The organism is Paractinoplanes maris (assembly GCF_023544465.1).
GTDB classification, from domain to species: Bacteria; Actinomycetota; Actinomycetes; order Mycobacteriales; family Micromonosporaceae; genus Actinoplanes; species Actinoplanes maris.
Genome location: NZ_JALPVL010000010.1, coordinates 163,832 through 182,685, shown reverse-complemented (window position 1 = coordinate 182,685; position 18,854 = coordinate 163,832). Strand labels below are relative to the sequence as shown.

The following is an 18,854-nucleotide window of genomic DNA, read 5'->3' as shown; positions in this document are numbered from 1 at the left end:
TCGACAGGGGTGAGGGTTCGGCCAGGGTAAAGCCAGGATGGCGCGTTGGCGGGTGATGAGGTGGCTGCGGGCCGCTGAGACGAAGAGCAGCAGCGCGGCCGGGGTGGGTCGGTGCGGGATCAGGTTTGGCGGAGTACCGACTGGACGCCGGCCAGGAGCTGGTCTCGGGTGTAGGGCTTGGCGACGATCATCGAGTCGGGTTCGAGGTTGTTGCCGGCCTCGTCGATCAGGGCCTCGGCGAAGCCGGAGACGAAGACGACGCGGAGGTCGGGGCGGCGCTGCTTGGCCACCCGGGCCAGCTGGCGGCCGTTCATGCCGGGCATCACGACGTCGGTGATCATGGCGGCGATGCGGTGGTCGTCGCGGTCGAGCAGGCGCAGGGCCTCGGCCGCGTCGGCCGCGGACAGCACGCGGTATCCGGCCCGGTCCAGGAAACGGGCGGTCACCTCGCGCAGGTCGGGCTCGTCGTCGACCAGCAGCAGGGTCTCGCCGCCGCCGGGCTCGGCCGGGGTGGCGGGCTGGGGCGCGGCCGGTGCGGCCTGATCCCGTACGCCGGGCAGCTTGATCGTCGCGGTCGTGCCCTCGCCCGGGACCGAGGCCAGGGTCAGCTGGCCGCCGGCCTGGCTGACGATGCCGTGGGCGGTGGAGAGGCCGAGCCCGGCCGTGCCGGTCGACCGTTTCGTGGTGAAGAACGGCTCGAACGCGCGGTTGAGCACGTCGCCGGCCATGCCCCGGCCGGTGTCGCTGACCGTCACCACCGTGTCGCCGGAGCCCGACACCGACGTGGCGATGCAGATCGGACCGCCGCCCGGCATCGCGTCGGCGCTGTTGCTGACCAGGTTGACCAGCACCTGGCTGAGCTGGCGGGGGTCGGCCCGCACGTCGGCCGTCCCGGCGGACGGCCGCAGCTCGACCGTGGCCCCGCCGGCCGCCTCGCGCAGGGTGCCCTGCAGCTCGCGCAGCAGCGCGTTGAGGTCGAAGGTGGCCGGCTGGGTGATCTCGCGCCGGCCGAACGCGAGCAGCTGCTGGGTGAGCGCCTTGGCCCGCTCGCCGCCCTTGATCACCTGGTCGAGGTCGGCCAGGAGCGAGGCCGACAGGTCCTGCGGCAGCACGTCGGCCGACTCGGTGACCGATTCGATGGCCAGCGACGTGTAACCCAGGATCGCGCCCAGGATGTTGTTGAAGTCGTGCGCGGCACCGCCGGCCATGCGCCGCAGGCTGTCCAGCCGTTCGGCGTCGCGGCGGCGGGCGTCGTCCTGGCGGCGCTGGGTCTCGTCGCGCAGCCGTTCCTCGGCCGCCACCACGTCGGAGACGTCGTCGACCATGAGCACGCCGCCGGCCAGCTCCGCGTCGTCGTCCTGGATGTGCCGCAGCTGCAGGCGCAGCGACTGCACCGCGCCGTCGGGGAACTCGACCCGGTGGATGAACCGGTGCTCGGTCGCGTCGCCCCGCAACAGGTCCAGGGCGTCGCGGTGCGCCGACGCCGGCAGGCAGGCCAGCCAGCCGCGTCCGAGGAGACCCGAGATCGGCGTACGCATGATCTCGGCCAGCCGGGGATTGATGTAGTCGGCCTCACCCTCGGCGTCGAGCAGCGCGATGCCGACCGGGGACGCCACGGCCATCGCCTCGAAGCGCCGCTCGCTGTGGTGCAGGGCGCGCACCTTCTCGATCAGCTTGGCGTTGACCGCCTGCACGTGGGCCTGAGCGAAGTCGTCGGAGGGCACCACGTCGATCGACACCGGCCCGCCGGCCAGCGCGGCGTCCACCGCGTCGAGCAGCTCGTGCGGGTCCTGGGAGCGCAGCACGACCTGGCTGACCCCGCACGCCTCGGCGATCGGCCGGGTCTCCGGCTCCAGGTAGTTGGCCGTGTAGAAGATCACCGGGGCCTGCGCGGCGAGCTGGTCGTCGTCGGTGCGCAGCCGGTGCACGAGCTCAAGCCCGTCGATGCCGGGCATCAGCACATCGGACACGACGACGTCGGGGTGGTGCTCGTGGGCCAGGCGCAACGCGTCTGCCCCGTCGTTGGCCTCGATCACCTCGTGGCCCCGATATCCGAGCAGCAAGCGGACGATATCCCGGTTCGCGGCGACATCGTCCACGACCATCACCGTCGCCACAGGCGGCTCCTCATCTACTGATGTCCGTTATAAGACTAATGCAGGAAAGATCCCTTGTACGTTAATCACCGTGAGCAGCCGACACGTCACCGCCGCCGCGGCCGCCACCAGCGCCCTGATCTGGGCCGGGCGCCGCCTCGCGCGCCGCCACAACCGCCGCCGCCTCGAGCGCTACATCCACCTCGCCGCCATCCTCGAGGAGACGGCCGCGCCCGCCTTCGTCAAGACGCTGGACGGTCGCTACCGGATCGTCAGCCCCGCCTACGAGCGGTTGCACGGCATCGGCGACGCGGCCGGGCGGTTCGACCACGAGGTGCACACGCCCGAAGCGATGGCCGAGATCCACCGGCACGACACCGACGTACTGATCGGCAACGGCCCCGTCGCCTACGAGGAGGAGCTCGGCGGCCGCTGGTTCGTGACCACCCTGCACGCCCTGCGGGACGGGCGCGGCCGCCCGTACGCGATCTTCGGCGCCGGCGTCGACGTCACCCAGCTGCGGCTGGCCGAGGGGAAGTTCCGCAGCCTGCTCGACGCCTCGCCCGAGGCGATGGTCTGCGTCAACAGCGACGGCCGGATCGTCTACGCCAACAGCCGCGCGGTGGCCCTGTTCCGCTACCGCCGCGACGAGATGGTCGGCGCGGCCATCGAGACGCTCGTCCCCGGGGCCAGCCGCAAGATCCACGTCCAGCACCGCAACCGCTACTTCTCCACCCCGACCGCCCGGCCGATGGGCGAGGGCATGCTGCTCACCGCTCAGCGCAAGGACGGCACCGAGTTCCCGGTCGACGTCAGCCTCTCCCCCGTGCAGGCCGAGGGCAAGACGATGGTGCTGGCCGCCATCCAGGACGTCACCGCGCGCCGCCTGCAGGGGCACACCAACGCCCGGCTCGCGGCGATCGTCGAGTCGTCGAACGACGCGATCGTCAGCAAGGCCCTCGACGGCACGATCCAGACCTGGAACTCGGGCGCCGAGCGGCTCTACGGCTACACGGCCGAGGAGATGATCGGGTACGACGTCACCCGGCTGCTGCCGCCGGACCGGCTCGACGAGGAGAAGCACCTGCTGGCCCGGGTCACCCGGGGCGAGACGCTGCCGCAGCACGAGACCCGGCGGATGCGCAAGGACGGCCGGATCATCGAGGTGTCGCTGAGCATGGCCCCGATGCGCGACGACGAGGACCGGATCATCGGCGCGTCCACCGTCGCCCACGACATCACCGCCCGCGTCAAGGCCGAGAACCGGCTGCGGGTCGAGCGCGAACAGCTCGAAATGATCATGTCAGCCGCGGCCGACCCGTTCTTCTCGATGGACTCCGACGGGATCATCCGCGAGTGGAACCGGCAGGCCGAGCAGGTCTTCGGCTGGCCGCGGGAGGAGATCGTCGGGCGCGACGTGGCCGGGACGGTGCTGCCGCAGAGGTATCACCAGGCGCTGCGGCGGTTCCTCGACGGCCGGTGGGAGTGGCTGCTCGACCGCCCGACCGAGATGATCGCGGTGCATCACGACGGGCGGGAACTGCCGGTCGAGCTCACCATGTGGCGCATCCGGCACGACGGCCTGGCCCAGCTGCACGCGTTCGCCCGCGACATCAGCGCCCGCCGGGAGACCGAGCAGGCGCTGGCCCAGGCGCGCGACCAGGCCATCGAGACCGCCCGGCTCAAGTCGCAGTTCCTGGCGTCGATGAGCCACGAGATCCGCACCCCGATGAACGGGGTCATCGGGCTGACCGGCCTGCTGCTCGGCTCGGCCCTCGACGAGCAGCAGCGGCGGTACGCGGAAGGGATCAGCACGGCCGGGTCGGCGCTGCTGGCCGTGATCAACGACGTGCTCGACTTCTCCAAGCTGGAAGCGGGCAAGGTGCTGCTCGAGGACACGAACTTCCAGCTGCGGCGGCTGGTCGACGACGTGGTCGCGCTGGTGGCGCCGCCCGGCACGGCCCGGTCGGTCTCGGTCACCGGCGGCTGCGACGAGCGCCTGCCGGCCACGGTCAGCGGGGACGCGGCCAAGCTGCGCCAGGTCCTGCTGAACCTGGCCGGCAACGCGATCAAGTTCACCCCGTACGGGAAGGTCTCGATCACCGTCACGCCGGACCCGGGACAGCAGGCGGGTCCCGACGCGGTGCCGGTCCGGTTCGAGGTGCACGACACCGGGATCGGCATCGACCGCCACGAGCAGGAGAAGCTCTTCGAGCCCTTCACCCAGGCCGACGCGGGCACCACGCGGCGGTTCGGCGGCACCGGTCTGGGCCTGGCCATCTCGCGCGACCTGGTCGAACTGATGGGCGGTCACATCGGCGTGCACAGCGAGCCGGGCCAGGGCAGCACGTTCTGGTTCACGATCACCCTGCGGGCCGCCCGCCCGGGCAAGGACATCGCCTCCAGCCATGCCCTGGACGGACTGCGGGTGGTCATCGTCGACAAGGACGAGACCGACCGGGCCGTGCTGGCCGACCAGCTGGCGGCCTGGTCGATGCAGGCCACCGGCGTCGGGGACAGCGAGGCCGCGTACGAGATCCTGCGCGACGCCGCCGCCACCGGCCGCCCCATAGACCTGGTCATCCAGGACGTCCGCACGGCCGGGGTCAGCACGCCGGCCCCCGACGGCACGCCGGTGCCCAAGACGATCCTGCTCACCAACGACCCGACCAGCCTGCCCTCGGAACCCGACCCGCAGGTGGTGTCGGCCGCCTTCAGCAAGCCGCTGCGGCAGTCCCAGCTCTACGACGCGCTGGTCGGCGTGCTGGTCCCGGCGGAGGAGCCGGCGGCCGGCCCGATCCCGGCCGCGCCCGGCCGCGGTCATGTGCTGCTGGTCGAGGACAACGACATCAACCGCACGGTGGCCCTGGGCATCCTGGCCAACCTGGGATACAGCGCCGACGTGGCCGTCAACGGCCGCGAGGCGGTGGCGATGGCCACCGCCCGCGACTACCAGCTGGTCTTCATGGACTGCCTGATGCCCGAGATGGACGGTTACGCGGCCACGGCCGAGATCCGCCGTCAGGAGGCCGGAAAGCGCCACGTCCCGATCATCGCCCTGACCGCGAGCGCCCTGGCCGAGGACCGCGCCCGCTGCCTGGAAGCCGGCATGGACGAGCACATCGCCAAGCCCCTGGTGCCGGCCGACGTGGCCGCGGCCCTGGCCACCTGGGCCGCTCCCGCGCCGGAGGCCGGCGACGGGGTGGTGGCTCAGATCGAGGCTCGCCTCGACCAGTTGCGGGGCCCCGACCCGGCCGAGAGCGCCCCGGTGATCGAGCGCCTGCTGCGCACGATGGTCGCCCGGATCCCGGACCACATCGAGAAGATCAGCCAGGCCCTGGCCCTGGACGACGCCCCGGAGCTGCGCAACGAGGCCCACCAGCTGAAGGGCATCATGGCCAACATCGGCGCCGCCGGCGCGGCCGACGCCTGCGGCGTGCTGGAGGAGCAGGCCCGCCTGGGCGACCTCGACGCGGCCGTGGAGGCGCTGGCCGCGCTGCACCCCGAGGTGGCCGCGGTCCGCGCGGCGGTGAACGTCATCCTGCGCCCTCCGGCGAAGGCGGGAGCACGTCAGCCGGAGCCGCAGCTCTAGAACCACGGGCGCCGATGGCGCGGGCTTCGGCGAGGCGCGAGACGACAGTAAGCGTGTCGGGGTGTGCCGAACCGCGGACCCGCTCCAGGTCGTCGAGGACCCGTTCCAGGATCGTGATCGCTTCGGGGACGCGTCCGGTCCTGCTGTAGGCGACACCTAGATTGCTGCGCGCGGTGAGCGTGTCCGGCTTGTCGGGGCCGAGAACCCGCATACTCTCCTCGACGATCCGCTCGAAGATGACGATCGCGTCGCCGGTGCGGCCCTCCTTCCAGTAGGCGACGCCGAGCCCACCTCGGGCCTTGAGGGTGTCCGGATCATCCGAGCCGAAGTTTCGCTCGAGGTCAGCCAGAGCCTCCTCCCGAAGCGCGAATGCCTCCTGGACGCGACCCATCCGTTCGTACGATGCTGCCAGGTTGCTCCGGGCCGAGAGCGTGTCGCGGTGGTCCACACCGAATATCCGCTCACGATCGACGACGAGACGCTCGAGAATCTCGAGTGCCTTGGCATCGTCGCCGGCCCGCAAGTAGCAGGTCGCGAGATTCCCGAGAACCGTGAGCGTTCCCGCGTGGTCGTCACCGAGGAGGCGCCGGCAATCGGCGACATTGCGTTCGTTCAGCGCGATGGCTTCATCCAGCCGCCCGGTCTCCACGTAGGCGAAAGCGAGATTCGACCGCGCGGCGAGAGTATTCCGATTCTCCGCGCCGAAGAGTCGCTCGGTATCGAGGAGTACCCGCTCGAAGGTCGCGACGGCCGAGGTCCCGTTGCCCTGATACTGCTGGTAAGTGGCGGCACGGTCTTGAAGCTTCAGCGCCACTGCGGAGCGGTGGCCGGCCGGAAGGTAACCGCCGACCGCCTCGACATGCGGGAGCAGTGCCGCCCACATCGACCACCCGGCAACGTTGGTGGCGGGCTCAGGCGGCATGGCTGTGACCAAGCACTTGATTGCCGCGTCCCGATCCACGCCGGAGCTCCCGGCTGTCGCGGCGGCTGCGCGGGTGACAGCCTGCACCAAGCGGTGCACCGTCACCGCCCCGGATCGGCGCGCGATCATCGAGTACGACGCCAGCAGGGCCAGAGCGTCGTCCAGGTCACGATCACTCGTGGCCAGCGGCTCGAGCACCGTCTTGGGCAACGGGTCGGCGGCGAGCCAGGCCAGCACGTCCAGCACCTTCGCGGCCAGCGGACTCCGCGCGGCGACCGAGGCCATAGTCACTGTCCACACGGCAGCGATCGTCCTCTGGTCGTCGTCGCCCTCGGCTCTGTGCAACGCCGCCCGGTCGAACTCTTCGGTCAACAAGGTGACGTAGTCGTCGAAGGTCATCCCGTCGTGCCGGCTCACATAGGCGGCGGCCTGCTGGAGGCCGAGCGGCAGGTCACCGAGCGCGCCGGCCAGCACGTCCGCGCCGGCGTCGTCGTCGGAACCGGTCAGCTCCAGCAGGAGACGGACGCTGGCGGGCCGGTCGAGCACGTCCAGCCGCAGCGGTGCGAGGCCGAGCTTGCGCCAGCCGGCCGCGCCGGGATCGCGGCGGGTGGTGACCACGATCCGGCCACGCCCGGCGACCAGGCCGAGCAGGCCGGTGACCGCGGCCACGTCGTCGACGTTGTCGAGCACCAGGAGCCAGCCTGTGTTCGACTGCAACCAGCCCACGGCCCACTCCTGCGCGTCGGCCAGAGTGGCCACCGGGTGCAGGCGGGCGGTCAGCGCGGCCAGACCGAGGCCGACCGACTGCCGGGTCTCGGCGGTGATCCACCAGACCAGGTCGTAGCGGTCGAGGTGGGCCCGGGCGTACTGATTGGCCAACTCGCTCTTGCCGGTCCCGCCCAGCCCGTGCACCGCGGCCTGGGCCGCCACCACGCCGCCCTCGGCGTCGCCTTCGAGTTCGCCGAGCAACGTGCCGAGCTCGGTCAGATCGCGGCCCTCGAAGACGGCCGACGCCGGAGGCAGGTTGTGCGGCGCCGTTCCCGCCCGGCCCGGGCGCTGCGGTGGCGGCAGGGATCCGGCGTCGAGGTCGACGTTGGTCTGGACGTTGTGCGAGCCGATCTGGAAGGCCCGGCTGCCGGAGACCTCGCCCATCAGTGTTGCGGACGGGACACGTTCGTCTGCACGTTGTGGGAGCCGATCTGGAAGCCGTGGCTGTTGGTCACCGTGATGGTGTAGCGGTCGCCGGGGGTGGGAGCCTCGCGGAGCATGGCCTCGATCTCGGCGGCCAGGGCCGGGTCGTCCGTCAGGGCCTTGAGCACCTGGGCCCGGACCAGGGTCAGCGAGGTCTCGTCGGCCGGGTCCTCGGCCAGATCCTCGACGGCCGAGGTCACCTGGTCGCCCCGGCGCGACGCGATCAGACGGCCCAGCAGGCGCCGCCCCCAGCTCACCGTGGCGTCGGCACCGCTGTCCACCGCCGTGTCGGTGGCCCGCTGCACCACGGCACCGCCGTAGGCCGAGGCCGCCGCGGCCACAAAGGGAACCACTGAGGTCGACAGTTCGCCCAGATCCATCACAGTCACCGTCCCGCTACATCCGACCGTCATCGGCAGGTATAGCAGGATCGCGCCATCTCCGGACAGTCACGGCGACAGTCTCGGCCGTTTCCACGCCTGGGGTGCCGGCCATCGTGGAGGTCAGCTCGACGGTGTGGGCGCCGGGCCGGGGCGGGCCGGTGACGCCCCGGAGCTCACCAGCCGGTGGCGCCCTCGCCGAGCACCCGGCCGCCGACCGCCCCGGCCAGCGCGTGTGCCTGCTCCTCGCGGCTGACGTGCACATAGAGGCTGTGCCCGGGCGGCGGTGGGCCCGAGTGCCAGAGCTCGGCGCCGTTGAGGCCCAGCTGGAAGGCCCCGTTGGTGTGGTCGTCGGCTCAGCAGGCCATCCAGCTCAGCGTGGCCGTTTCGGAGTGGCCCACCGCGGCCTCAGTCGTCGCACTGCTGGCCGTCGTAGTCGACGCCGTCGATCGAACCGCCCCACTTGAGGCAGGCGCCGTCGACCACCGGGCCGAGCCGGACCGCGCCGGCCGAGAACTCGTCGCGGCGCTTGTCCTCCTCCCGCGGCTGCCCGTCGAGCTCGAGGTAGGCCGACATGGCGACCTTCTTGCCGTCGCCGGTCTCGCGCAGGGTGACCGTGCAGGTCAGCTCGCCCTCGTTGAACGACAGCAGGTAGACCTGGCCGAGCAGCTCACCCTCGTCGTCGCGCACCTTGGCCTGCTTGACCACCTGGAAGTCGTCGCCGCAGAGCTGCTCGGCGGTGAACGGGTTCTTGGTGACGGTCTCGCTCGGCTCCGGCTCGGGCGACTCGGTCGGCGTGGTCGGGTCGGCCTTGGGGGTCTTGGTGCGCGTGCCCGAGGCCGGTTTGCGGGACTTGGTCGTCTTGGGCGACGGGCTGGAGGCTCCGGCGACCACGTCGTCGGGCGTGTCCGTTGTGCCGTTGCCGTCCGACATCGCGTACGCCACCCCGATGCCGCCCAGGCCGACCACCACGGCCGCGATGGCCGAGAGGAGCGCGACATTGCGGCGGCGCTTGGGGGCGGCCCCGGCGCCCGGGCCGCCCCGACCGGACCCGGCCACCCCGGCCCCGGGCAGCGGGATCGCGGCCGAGCCGGCGGCGGGCATCCGCCCGGACGACGTGGCATAGGACGGCGGCTGCGGCACCGAGGCCGACGCCCGGCCCGCCTGGAAACCGCCGGACCCGGCCGGCGCGGGCCGGGCCGAACCGGTCATCGGTGCCGTGCCGGCGGCCGGGAAGGGCGCCGCCATGCGCCCGGACGTGCCGGGGCCGGGCTGGTGGTAGGGCCGGGTGGCCTGCGGGCCGGGCCGGGTGGCCTGGGGGCCGGGCCGGGTGAACTGGCCGGTCGGCGGGCGGCCCGGTGAGCGGGCGGCCGACGCCATCTCGGCCGCGCTGGAGAAACGCTGGGACGGCTCCTTGGCCAGCGCGCGCAGCACCAGGGCGGCCACCGGCGGCGGCACGTCAGCGGGCAGCGCGGGCAGGTCGCCATAGACCAGCTGGGACATGACCTGCAGCGGGTTGTCGCCGACGTAGGGCGGGCGGCCGGTCAGGCAGCAGTAGGCGACGGCGCCCAGGGCGTAGACATCGGTCTGCGGCGAGATCGGGCGGGCCTCGGCCTGCTCGGGGGCCATGTAGTTGACCGAGCCGAGCACCACGTTGGTCCCGGTCAGCCCGGCCCCGGCGGCGGAGCGGGCGACCCCGAAGTCGACCAGCACGATGGCGCCGTTACGCCGGACCAGAAGGTTGGCCGGCTTGACGTCGCGGTGCACGATGCCCGCCTCGTGAGCCACCTGCAGGGCGTCGGCCACCTGGGCCACGATCGTCATCGTCTCGCCGGGGCTCAGCCGGCCCACCTGCTCGATGCGCTTGGCCAGCGAGATGCCCTCGATGAACTCCATCACCAGGTAGTCGACGCCGGTGGACCCGCCCACCTGGGCGTTCTCGCCGTAGTCGTAGACCTGCACGATGCCCGGGTGGCGCAGCGCGGCCATCATCCGGGCCTCGGTGCGGAAGCGGGTGAGGAACTCGCGGTCGGCCATCAGCGCGGGCAGGATCGTCTTGACGGCGATCGGCCGGTGGAGCATGAGGTCCTCGCCGCGCCAGACCTCACCCATGCCACCGGCGGCGATCCGCTGGGTCAGGCGGTAACGGTCGTTGAGCATGGTTCCCGGGGACAGCACCCGGACATGCTACTCAAGACCACCAAGGGCCCGGCCCGGCCGTCTCCGGGAGCGGGGACGGCCGGGCCGGACCGGGTCAGGCCTTGGCGGCCGGCGCCGGCTGGGCCGTGGCGCCGGCTGGCGCCGGCTCGGTGCCGGTGGGCGCCGGCTCGGTGCCGGTGGGCGCCGGCTCGGTGCCTTCGTCCGAGTCCCGGTCGAGCATCGTGGCCTCGTCGAACGGGTCCTGACCGGAGAGCACGGCCCGGGTCTTGTCGCGGTCGATCTCGTTGGTCCAGGTGCCGACCAGGACGGTGGCCACGGCGTTGCCGGCGAAGTTGGTCAGCGCCCGGGCCTCGGACATGAACCGGTCGATGCCGACGATCAGCCCGACGCCGTCGACCAGCTCGGGACGGTGGCTCTGCAGGCCGCCGGCCAGCGTGGCCAGGCCGGCGCCGGTGATGCCGGCCGCGCCCTTGGAGGCGATGACCATGAAGACCAGCAGCGAGATCTGCTCGCCGACGCTGAGCGGCTGGTCGAGCGCCTCGGCGATGAACAACGACGCCATCGTCAGATAGATCGCCGTGCCGTCGAGGTTGAAGGAGTAGCCGGTCGGGACGGTGATGCCGACGACCGGCTTGCTCACGCCCAGGTGCTCCATCTTCGCGATGAGCCGCGGCAGCGCCGACTCCGACGACGAGGTCGACAGGATCAGCAGGAACTCGCGGCCGAGGTACTTGAGCAGCGAGAAGATGTTCATCCGGGCGAACACCCAGAGGATCGCGGCCAGGATGACGAAGACGAAGATCGCGCAGGTCACGTAGAAGCCGAACATGATCTGGGCCAGGCTCTTGAGCGCGTCGACGCCGGTCTCGCCGACCACCGCCGCGATCGCGCCGAACGCGCCGATCGGGGCCAGCCACATGATCATGGCGAGGATCTTGAAGACCAGCCGCTGGATCGTCGAGATGGCCCGCAGCACGGGCTCACCGCGGCGGCCCATGCCCTGCACCGCGAAGCCGACCAGCAGCGCCACGAGCAGCGTCTCCAGCACCTCGCCGTCGGTCAGCGAGGAGAGCAGGCTGTTGGGGATGATGCCGAGGACGAAGTCGGCCAGGCTCTCGTCGGCCGCCCCGCCGGCCTGCTTCTGCCCGGCCGCGGCGGCCGCCGCGTCCAGGTGCAGCCCGGCCCCCGGGTGGATGATGTTGCCGACGACCAGGCCGATGGCCAGCGCCACGGTCGACATGATGAGGAAGTAGCCGAGGGCCAGGCCACCGACCCGGCCGACCTTGGCCGCCTGCCGGATCGAGCCGACACCGAGCACGATCGTGCAGAAGATGACCGGGGCGATCATCATCTTGATCAGGTTGACGAAGCCGGTGCCGATCGGCTTGAGCTCCTTGGCGACATCCGGAACCGCGAGGCCGAGCACGATGCCGGCCACGACTGCCGCGATCACCGCCAGGTAGAGGTAATGCGTCCTGTCCCGTTTGACCCGCGGGCTGGGGCTCTGGGTGTCCATGCCGCAGACTGTGTCCTGCGTCTCACATCGAGGGCGAGATTGAGTTCATTCTGTTTACCGCGAGGAACTGAGACGGACACATGCCGTTGACTCGAAGCTGGAGCATCGCGGGCCGGCTCTTCGTCCTGCAGGTGCTGGTCGTGACGGCGCTGGTGGCGATCGGCACGACCGGGGCGGTGCTGCTGGCCCGGGACGACGCCGAGCAGGCGGCCATCGGTCAGGTCGAGGGGATCGCCCAGGCGGTCGCGAACAACCCGATGGTCGTCGACGCGGTGCGCGGCACCGATCCGTCGAAGGTGCTGCAGCCGTACACCGAAAGCGTCCGCGACGCCACGCGCACCGACTTCATCGTGGTCATGGCGACCGATCGCACCCGCTTCACGCACACCCGGCCCGACCTGATCGGCCAGAGGTTCATCGGGACGATCCAGGGCGCGCTCGACGGCGGCACGGTGATCGAGACGAGCGTCGGCACCCTCGGTGAGTCGGTGCGCACGGTGGTGCCGGTGCGGGACGGCGACGGTGTGGTGATCGCGCTGGTGTCGGTCGGCATCACCACCGAGGCGATCAACCAGAAGCTGCTGGCCCGCACGCCGGCCGTGGCCGTCCCGACGGCGCTCGCCCTGCTGCTCGCGGCGGCCGGGTCGTGGCTGCTCAGCCGTCGCCTGCGCCGCCAGACACACGGCCTCGGCCCGGCCGAGATGACCCGGATGTACGAGTATCACGACGCGGTGCTCCACTCGGTGCGCGAGGGCCTGGTGGTGGCCGACCGGGCCGGCACCGTGACGCTGGTCAACGACGAGGGGCGACGACTCCTGGGTGACGGTGAGCTGCCGCCCGAGATCAGCGACCTGCTCGCCGCGAAAACTGCCGTCGAGGACGAGCCGGTGCCGGCCGGCGACCGCATCCTGGTCGCCAACCAGCGGGTGATCCGCTCGGAGGGCCAGACGGTCGGGACGGTGCTCACCCTGCGCGACCACACCGAGCTGCGCGCGCTGACCGGCGAGCTCGACTCCGTCCGCGGGCTGACCGAGGCGCTGCGCTCGCAGGCCCACGAGGCCGCGAACCGCCTGCACACCGTGCTCACGATGGTCGAGCTGGGCCGCACCGAGGAGGCCGTGCGCCTGGCCACGGCCGAGCTCGAGGTGGCCCAGCAGCTCACCGATCAGGTGGTGGGCGCACTCAGCGAGCCGGCGCTGGCCGCCCTGCTGCTGGGCAAGTCGGCGCAGGCCGCCGAGCGCGGTGTGCAACTGGTGGTGGACGATGCTTCCCGGCTCGGCCGCACCCCGCTGCCCGGTCGCGATCTGCTCACCGTCGTCGGCAACCTGGTCGACAACGCGCTGGAGGCGGTGGCCGGCACCGAGCCGCCGCGGGAGGTGACCGTGCTGGTGGTCGAGTCGGACGGGGAGGTTCTCGTGCGGGTGGGTGACACCGGGCCCGGCCTGGCCTCGCCCGAGGCCTTCCAGCGGGGTTGGTCGACCAAGGCGGCGGGCCGCGGGCTGGGGCTGGCGCTGGTCAGGCAGGTGGTGGATCGGCACGGCGGGGGCATCGAGGTGGCGACGGCCGCGGGCGGGGGCGCGTTGATCTCCGTACGGCTTCCGGTGCGCCCGTGACGGCCATCCGGGTGCTCGTCGTCGAGGACGAGCCGCTCATCGCGGAGGCCCACGCCGCGTACGCGGGAAGGGTCGACGGTTTCGAGGTGGCCGCCGTCGCGCACACCGCGCAGCGGGCGATGGCCACGTTGCGCGCGATGCCGGTCGACCTGGTGCTGCTCGACCTCAATCTGCCCGACATGTTCGGCCTCGAGCTGACCCGGGCCCTGCGCGCCTCCGGAATCGGCACCGACGTGCTCGTCGTGACGTCGGCCCGCGACCTGGCCGTGGTGCGCTCGGCGGTGTCGCTGGGCGTGACGCACTACCTGCTCAAGCCGTTCACGTTCGCCACCTTCCGGGAGAAGCTTCTCTCGTACGCCCGGTATCGCGCCCAGATGCTCGGCGTCGAGCCGGTGGCGGCGCAGCACGAGATCGACCGGGCGCTGGCCACGTTGCGCGGCTCCTCCCCCGACTCGCTGCCCAAGGGTCTCGACCAGGGCACGCTCGACCTGGTGCTGGGCGTGCTGCGCGGGGCCGGGGACGCGGCCGGGCTGTCGGCGGCCGAGGTCGCCGCGCGGATGGGAGCGTCCCGGGTGACCGCGCGGCGTTACCTGGAGCATCTGGCCGGGACGGGGCAGGTCGCGCGGAACCCCCGGTACGGCGGGCCCGGCCGTCCCGAGGTCGAATACCGCCGCCGGCCGCCGGGCTGACCGGCCAGGTCAGCCGGGCTGACCCGCGACGTCAGCCGCGCGGCTGGACGGCGGCGAACGTGGCGGCGGTCGTGGTGCCGAAGACGAGGTGCGCGCTGAGGTCCTTGGCCAGCGTCACCCGGTCGTACTCGTAGATCGGTTTGTAGAGGCCGGCGGGCGGGAGCACGGCATAACCGGTGAGCCAGACGCCGGCGCCGAACGGCGGGCCGTAGGCGACCCGCGGTTTCGGAGCCGACCCGGCCAGGAGCCCGTAGGCGGCGCCGTTGGCGATGCCGTAGCCCCAGTGCATGACGTTGTTGACCAGCGCGGCTCGACTGTCCGGGAGCTTGCGCTGGAACAGGCCCTCGAACAGGCGCCGGCCGACCTGGGCCGGGGCCGGGGCGTCGTCCCACGTCCGCACGGTCGACGAGAACTCCCAGGTGAGGAAGCCGTCCTTTCCACCGCCACGCCGATAGCGCCAGTAGAGCAGCGTGTCCATGGCGAGGGTGCCGACCGTGCCGGCGACGAGGCCCCGGATGACGGCGCCGAGAGGAGTCGTACGGGTCATGGGTCGTCCCTTCTTCGTCCTGGTGCCCTCAGCCTGCCCCTTGATCGCCCGAATCGCGCCCGTGGAACACCCGGGGGTGCCACGCGTCTCAACCACCGAAAACCGTGCAATGTATGAATGATTCGGCGCGTCTATGGTGTACTCATGGCAACCGAGAAGCCGGCGACTCCGATGGGGACGGTCTCGTTCCGGCTGGGCCTGCTGGGGGTCGCCCAGGACGCGCTCTACTCGGCGCGGCTGACCGATCTCGATCTCAAGCCCAAGCATGTGGCGCTGCTCTGCGTGCTGCGCCTGCACGGCGCCGAGTCGCAGATGGAGCTGGCCCGGCTGCTGGGCGTGGCCCCCAGCCTGGTGGTCCTGCTGGCGGATCACCTGGAGGGGCTGGGCGCACTTCACCGCGTACGGGATCCGGCCGACCGCCGCCGGCAGAGCCTGCGCCTGACCGACGCCGGGTTGCGGCTGCTCGAGTCCGCGACCGAGGTGGCGGCGCAACTCGACCGGGAGATCGTCGCCGGCCTCCCCGCCGCCGAGCGCGCCGCCCTCAGCAATGCCCTGGATCGGCTGCTCCCGCCCCGGGCGAGATGACCCTCCGGGCGATCACTGTCCGGATCATGTGGGATTCTTCGGGTCATGACGACGCCGCAGCCCGAGCACTTCCCGCCACCGACCGTCCCGCCGGAGGCCGCGCCCGAGGCGGCGCCGAGGCCGTCGCGGCCCTGGTTGCTGGCCGGCGTGGCGGGGGTGGTCATCGGCGCGCTCGTGGTCGGGATCCTGTGGGCGGCCAGCTCGTTCGCCGGGAGCCGCGGGGACGACGACGGGGCCGAGGACGCGGCAGCGGCCTGCGGGGTGTTCGCCCGGGTGCCGGACGACTGGTCACGCGAGACCGTCACCGAGGCCAACACCTATCAGCTGGGCGGGGCCATCGCGCTGGCTCAGGCCGCGGGTGAACGCGACGCCGGATACGGCACCCTCGCCACCCAGGCTCAGCAGGTGCAGCAGGCCGTCGTGTCGTTCGACTTCGACCGGGTGGAGCAACTCGTCGTCGATGTGCGCAACACCTGCGACGAACTCTGAGGCAATCCTGGTGAGGCCCGATGACGCGGCGTACCGGTCCGCCGCGTCACCGTGCGGCTCAGTTCAGCTCAGAGGCCGCACGGGACCTTCACGCTGCCGGAGAACTTGAGGGTCTCCGACGGCGAAGGGCCGATGTAGTAGGTGTAGGTGTACTTCTGGCTGATGTAGCCGCACTCGTCCTTCGTGGAGGCGTCCTCGATGTAGACCTGGCCGGTGGCCAGGTCGGTGGCCGCGGTGGCCGCCGCGGCGAGCAACATCTGCTTGCCCAGCTTGCACATCTCGTTGGTGCCGGCCGTGCGGGCGCTGATGTCGCTCGACAGGGCGGCGATGCCGGGCAGGCCGGGGCGGCCCCTGTACTTCTTGGCCTTCTTGGTCAGGTCGTCGATGCCGCAGGCCACGCGGCCCACCGCGGCGGCACTCACGAAGTTCTCGACGATCTGGACGGTGTCGTCGCCCGAGTAGTAGTAGCCGGTCGACGCGGCCTGAGCCGGGGTGCCGGCCAGCACGACGGTGCCGGCCAGGGCGGCGGCGACCGCGCCGGCGACGACGCGGGCGGTGGTCTTCTTCATGGCGGTTCCCTCGATCCTCAGCGTCCCTGCGACGCTGACACCGCCACCACGGGCCGGGCCCGGGACGGGTTCACGACCTCCACGAAAGAGTTTTGACATCGACCGGACCGGATGGTGGGGTGATGGCCGTGAAGGGTCAGATCGTGCACTCCCCGGCCGGCGACGAGATCGTGCTCGACGACGTGGGGCAGAGCGTGCTCCTCGACAACCCGGTGGTGCGGGTGTGGGATGTGGCATTGCAGCCCGGTGAGACCCACCCCTGGCATCTGCACCACAACCCGTACGTCGTCCTCAGCCTGGCCGGGTCGGCGGCTCGGATGGACTGGCTGGACGGCAGCGAGCCGCGTTTCCTGAACGAGTATCGGGGCGGGTCGGTCTATCGCCCGCTGTCGCCCGTGCACCGGCTCACCAATATCGGGGAGCAGTTCTATCAGAACCGGCTCGTCGAGTTGAAGGACCTCGGGGAGAACCTGCCGTCGCCGGCCGACATCGGGCCGGGCGATCGGAGCGTGGCCGGGCAGCGGCCGGGGCCGGAGCTGCCCGACGGCCGCCTTCCGGTGATCCGGCATCCGCAGGTCGGCGTGTGGACGGTTGTCGTCCAGGACGCCCGCAAGCTGGATCTCGCGGATCTGCCGCACGTTGTCGCGTCGCTGGAGCCGGGGGCGGGTGGTGGCGTGTCGTTCCACCCGGGCGGGCCGCTGACGCTGACCGGCCCGGGTGAGTGGTTCGTGCTCGAGCTCAGTTACCTGGCTCAGCCTGCGTCTCAGCCTCAGTAGAGGTCGAGGCGGAAGACCTCGAAGCCGGTGGCGTACTTGGTGCCCAGGCGGCCGCCGCTCTGGCGGGCGAAGCCTTCGAGGAACTCCTCGGCGTCGAAGTCGCCGGAGCCCAGGCCGCGCAGATAGGCGCCGTGCGCTTCGAGGGAGCGGATGCCCAGATCGAACGTGTCGGTGGTGTCGGCGCCGTGCCGGGATCGCGGGGAGCCGGCCGCCCAGACCTGGCGCACCCCGCCCCACTTCTCCAGGCCCTCACCCTCGATCTGGTCGCGGAACACCCAGCGGTTGGCGGCGTCGCGTACCGCGTCGAGGGTGGCCCGGCCGGTGACGATGTGGTCGGCCATGTTGAGCGCGGCGCCGTCCGGATCCCAGCTGTCGCGGAAGTTGTTCGTGATCACGATCTCGGGGCGGTGCACGCGGATCGCCCGGGACAGAACGGCGCGCAGCGGCACGCCGTACTCCAGGACGCCGTCGGGCAGCCCGAGGAACTCCACCCGCTCGACGCCGACGATGGCGGCCGAGGCCCGCTGCTCCACCTCACGGACCGGGCCGGCCTCGTCCGGGTCCAGGCCGTCGATGCCCGCCTCGCCGCTGGTGAGCAGCACATACACGATGTCCTTGCCCTGGGCGGTCCAGCGGGCGACGGCCGCCGCGGCGCCGAACTCCAGGTCGTCGGGGTGGGCCACGATGGCCAGCCCCCTCTGCCAGTCCTCGTCAACCGGCTGCCACTGAACGTCATCGGTCATCGGCTCATCATCCGCCGGACCGGCCGGCCGCGCGAAGGCGGTCGGCCAGAACACGACAGCGATCGCGCATCTCGGGCGGATCGAGGACCTGGAACGCGTGGCCGAGCAGCACCATGTGCATCAGGATGAAGTCCAGGTGGCCGGCGCCGCTGACCACCTCGCAGTCCGGCCCGCGCTCCCGGACCACCGCGGCGGCCGCCGGGATCTGCGCGCGGACCGTCTCGGCCGGCGCCTGCACGAGAAAGCGCGCCTGATGGCGATACACCCGACTGGACACACTCTCCTGCACGTACTCGGCCGCATCAGGGGCTTCACGCCGGCGAAAGCGCCACGTCCGCGCGGTCAGCTCGCTCATCCGGTCGAGGCGGAAGGTGCGCCAGTCGTCGCGGCCGAGGTCGTACGCGAGCAGATACCACCGGCGGTCGGAGGCGACCAGGCGGTAGGGCTCGACCCGCCGGCGCTCGCGGTAGGTGAACTCCACCTCCACTTCGTCGCGGCAGGCGCGGGCCAGCGTCATCAGCACCTCGGAGTCCACGGGCGGGCGGCCACCACCGAACGACTCGACCGAACCGGCCAGCGCCCGGACCTCGTGGCGCAGCCGGGCCGGCAGGACCCGGTCCAGCTTGGTCAGTGCGCGCAACGTGGCTTCACCGCTCTCCGCGCCGGCCAGCAGGGCGACCGCGGTGGCGATGGCCTCTTCGTCGTCGAGCAGCAGCGGCGGCAGGTCCTGGCCGGCGCCGAGCTGGTAACCGCCGCCGACGCCCTGACCGGCATGCACCGGATAGCCGAGGGTGCGCAGCCGCTCGACGTCGCGGCGAACCGTGCGGGTGGTGACGCCGAGCCGGTCGGCGAGCTCCGGGCCGGTCCACACCCGGCGCTGCTGCAACAGGCCGAGCAGGGCCAGGACACGCTCGGTCGTGCCCCGCTCCTCCACGGTCGTCAGTCTTTCAGAGATAGCGGACCGATCCTGTCCGCCTTGCGTGTCA

Annotated in this window: 15 protein-coding genes; 6 read left to right on the top strand and 9 right to left on the bottom strand. The window is 71.8% G+C overall.

The features are described from left to right. Nucleotides 1-119: 119 nt before the first annotated feature. A complete protein-coding gene (locus tag NAG42_RS28345; protein ID WP_250034835.1) occupies nt 120-2,117 on the bottom strand; it encodes a response regulator in 1,998 nt (665 codons plus the stop codon). Nucleotides 2,118-2,187: 70 nt separating this feature from the next. On the opposite strand from NAG42_RS28345, the gene NAG42_RS28340 reads away from it, so the two are divergent. Beyond that, entirely contained in the window at nt 2,188-5,688 is a 3,501-nt protein-coding gene (locus NAG42_RS28340) for a PAS domain-containing hybrid sensor histidine kinase/response regulator (protein ID WP_250034834.1), read from the top strand. Here the strand turns inward: NAG42_RS28340 and NAG42_RS28335 are convergent. From NAG42_RS28335 to NAG42_RS28320, 4 genes are all read right to left on the bottom strand, one after another. Beyond that, nucleotides 5,633-7,762 carry a tetratricopeptide repeat protein gene (locus NAG42_RS28335; RefSeq protein ID WP_250034833.1) on the bottom strand — a complete coding sequence of 710 codons (2,130 nt, stop codon included), beginning with the start codon at nt 7,760-7,762 and terminating at the stop codon, nt 5,633-5,635. The genes NAG42_RS28340 and NAG42_RS28335 overlap by 56 nt on opposite strands. Beyond that, nucleotides 7,762-8,181 (bottom strand): RIP homotypic interaction motif-containing protein, encoded by a 420-nt coding sequence (locus NAG42_RS28330; protein ID WP_250034832.1) that lies wholly within the window; start codon nt 8,179-8,181, stop codon nt 7,762-7,764. Before NAG42_RS28330 ends, NAG42_RS28335 begins: the two co-directional genes overlap by 1 nt. A gap of 408 nt (nt 8,182-8,589) precedes the next feature. Then, entirely contained in the window at nt 8,590-10,359 is a 1,770-nt protein-coding gene (locus NAG42_RS28325; protein WP_250034831.1) for a serine/threonine-protein kinase, read from the bottom strand. 76 nt (nt 10,360-10,435) lie between these two features. Continuing rightward, a complete protein-coding gene (locus NAG42_RS28320; RefSeq protein WP_250034830.1) occupies nt 10,436-11,857 on the bottom strand; it encodes a cation:dicarboxylate symporter family transporter in 1,422 nt (473 codons plus the stop codon). A gap of 80 nt (nt 11,858-11,937) precedes the next feature. Here NAG42_RS28320 and NAG42_RS28315 point away from each other — a divergent pair, with 80 nt between their 5' ends. Continuing rightward, entirely contained in the window at nt 11,938-13,470 is a 1,533-nt protein-coding gene (locus NAG42_RS28315; RefSeq protein ID WP_250034829.1) for a sensor histidine kinase, read from the top strand. Next, on the top strand, nt 13,467-14,159 hold the full coding sequence (locus NAG42_RS28310; RefSeq protein WP_250034828.1) for a response regulator: 693 nt from the start codon (nt 13,467-13,469) through the stop codon (nt 14,157-14,159). The genes NAG42_RS28315 and NAG42_RS28310 overlap by 4 nt, the downstream gene beginning before the upstream one ends. A 31-nt stretch (nt 14,160-14,190) precedes the next feature. On the opposite strand, the gene NAG42_RS28305 is transcribed toward NAG42_RS28310, so the two are convergent. Next, entirely contained in the window at nt 14,191-14,706 is a 516-nt protein-coding gene (locus NAG42_RS28305) for a DUF1440 domain-containing protein (protein WP_250034827.1), read from the bottom strand. Between the two features lie 144 nt (nt 14,707-14,850). On the opposite strand from NAG42_RS28305, the gene NAG42_RS28300 reads away from it, so the two are divergent. Both NAG42_RS28300 and NAG42_RS28295 read left to right on the top strand, forming a co-directional pair. Continuing rightward, nucleotides 14,851-15,291 carry a MarR family winged helix-turn-helix transcriptional regulator gene (locus tag NAG42_RS28300; RefSeq protein WP_250034826.1) on the top strand — a complete coding sequence of 147 codons (441 nt, stop codon included), beginning with the start codon at nt 14,851-14,853 and terminating at the stop codon, nt 15,289-15,291. Nucleotides 15,292-15,336: 45 nt separating this feature from the next. After that, a complete protein-coding gene (locus tag NAG42_RS28295; RefSeq protein WP_250034825.1) occupies nt 15,337-15,780 on the top strand; it encodes a hypothetical protein in 444 nt (147 codons plus the stop codon). Between the two features lie 68 nt (nt 15,781-15,848). Here the strand turns inward: NAG42_RS28295 and NAG42_RS28290 are convergent, their stop codons facing one another. After that, complete coding sequence (locus NAG42_RS28290; RefSeq protein ID WP_250034824.1) at nt 15,849-16,349, bottom strand: hypothetical protein; 501 nt, start codon at nt 16,347-16,349, stop codon at nt 15,849-15,851. A 122-nt stretch (nt 16,350-16,471) separates the two neighbouring features. Here NAG42_RS28290 and NAG42_RS28285 point away from each other — a divergent pair, with 122 nt between their 5' ends. Next, nucleotides 16,472-17,125, top strand: coding sequence for a cupin domain-containing protein (locus NAG42_RS28285; protein ID WP_250034823.1), 654 nt, complete (start codon nt 16,472-16,474; stop codon nt 17,123-17,125). Here NAG42_RS28285 and NAG42_RS28280 read toward each other — a convergent pair. Both NAG42_RS28280 and NAG42_RS28275 read right to left on the bottom strand, forming a co-directional pair. Further along, entirely contained in the window at nt 17,119-17,868 is a 750-nt protein-coding gene (locus NAG42_RS28280) for a PIG-L deacetylase family protein (protein ID WP_250034822.1), read from the bottom strand. The two genes, NAG42_RS28285 and NAG42_RS28280, sit on opposite strands and share 7 nt — an antisense overlap. A gap of 7 nt (nt 17,869-17,875) precedes the next feature. Further along, the gene (locus NAG42_RS28275) at nt 17,876-18,802 is read right to left on the bottom strand and encodes a helix-turn-helix transcriptional regulator (RefSeq protein ID WP_250034821.1); all 927 of its coding nucleotides are present in this window, start codon (nt 18,800-18,802) and stop codon (nt 17,876-17,878) included. Between the last annotated feature and the right edge of the window lie 52 nt (nt 18,803-18,854).

Bases quoted from the DNA above. Each gene is read 5' to 3' on its own strand.
- NAG42_RS28305 (WP_250034827.1), bottom strand. From the start codon at position 14,706: ATGACCCGTACGACTCCTCTCGGCGCCGTCATCCGGGGCCTCGTCGCC.
- NAG42_RS28315 (WP_250034829.1), top strand. From the start codon at position 11,938: ATGCCGTTGACTCGAAGCTGGAGCATCGCGGGCCGGCTCTTCGTCCTG.
- NAG42_RS28335 (WP_250034833.1), bottom strand. From the start codon at position 7,762: ATGGGCGAGGTCTCCGGCAGCCGGGCCTTCCAGATCGGCTCGCACAAC.
- NAG42_RS28290 (WP_250034824.1), bottom strand. From the start codon at position 16,349: ATGAAGAAGACCACCGCCCGCGTCGTCGCCGGCGCGGTCGCCGCCGCC.
- NAG42_RS28295 (WP_250034825.1), top strand. From the start codon at position 15,337: ATGACGACGCCGCAGCCCGAGCACTTCCCGCCACCGACCGTCCCGCCG.
- NAG42_RS28280 (WP_250034822.1), bottom strand. From the start codon at position 17,868: ATGACCGATGACGTTCAGTGGCAGCCGGTTGACGAGGACTGGCAGAGG.
- NAG42_RS28320 (WP_250034830.1), bottom strand. From the start codon at position 11,857: ATGGACACCCAGAGCCCCAGCCCGCGGGTCAAACGGGACAGGACGCAT.
- NAG42_RS28300 (WP_250034826.1), top strand. From the start codon at position 14,851: ATGGCAACCGAGAAGCCGGCGACTCCGATGGGGACGGTCTCGTTCCGG.
- NAG42_RS28285 (WP_250034823.1), top strand. From the start codon at position 16,472: ATGGCCGTGAAGGGTCAGATCGTGCACTCCCCGGCCGGCGACGAGATC.
- NAG42_RS28330 (WP_250034832.1), bottom strand. From the start codon at position 8,181: ATGGATCTGGGCGAACTGTCGACCTCAGTGGTTCCCTTTGTGGCCGCG.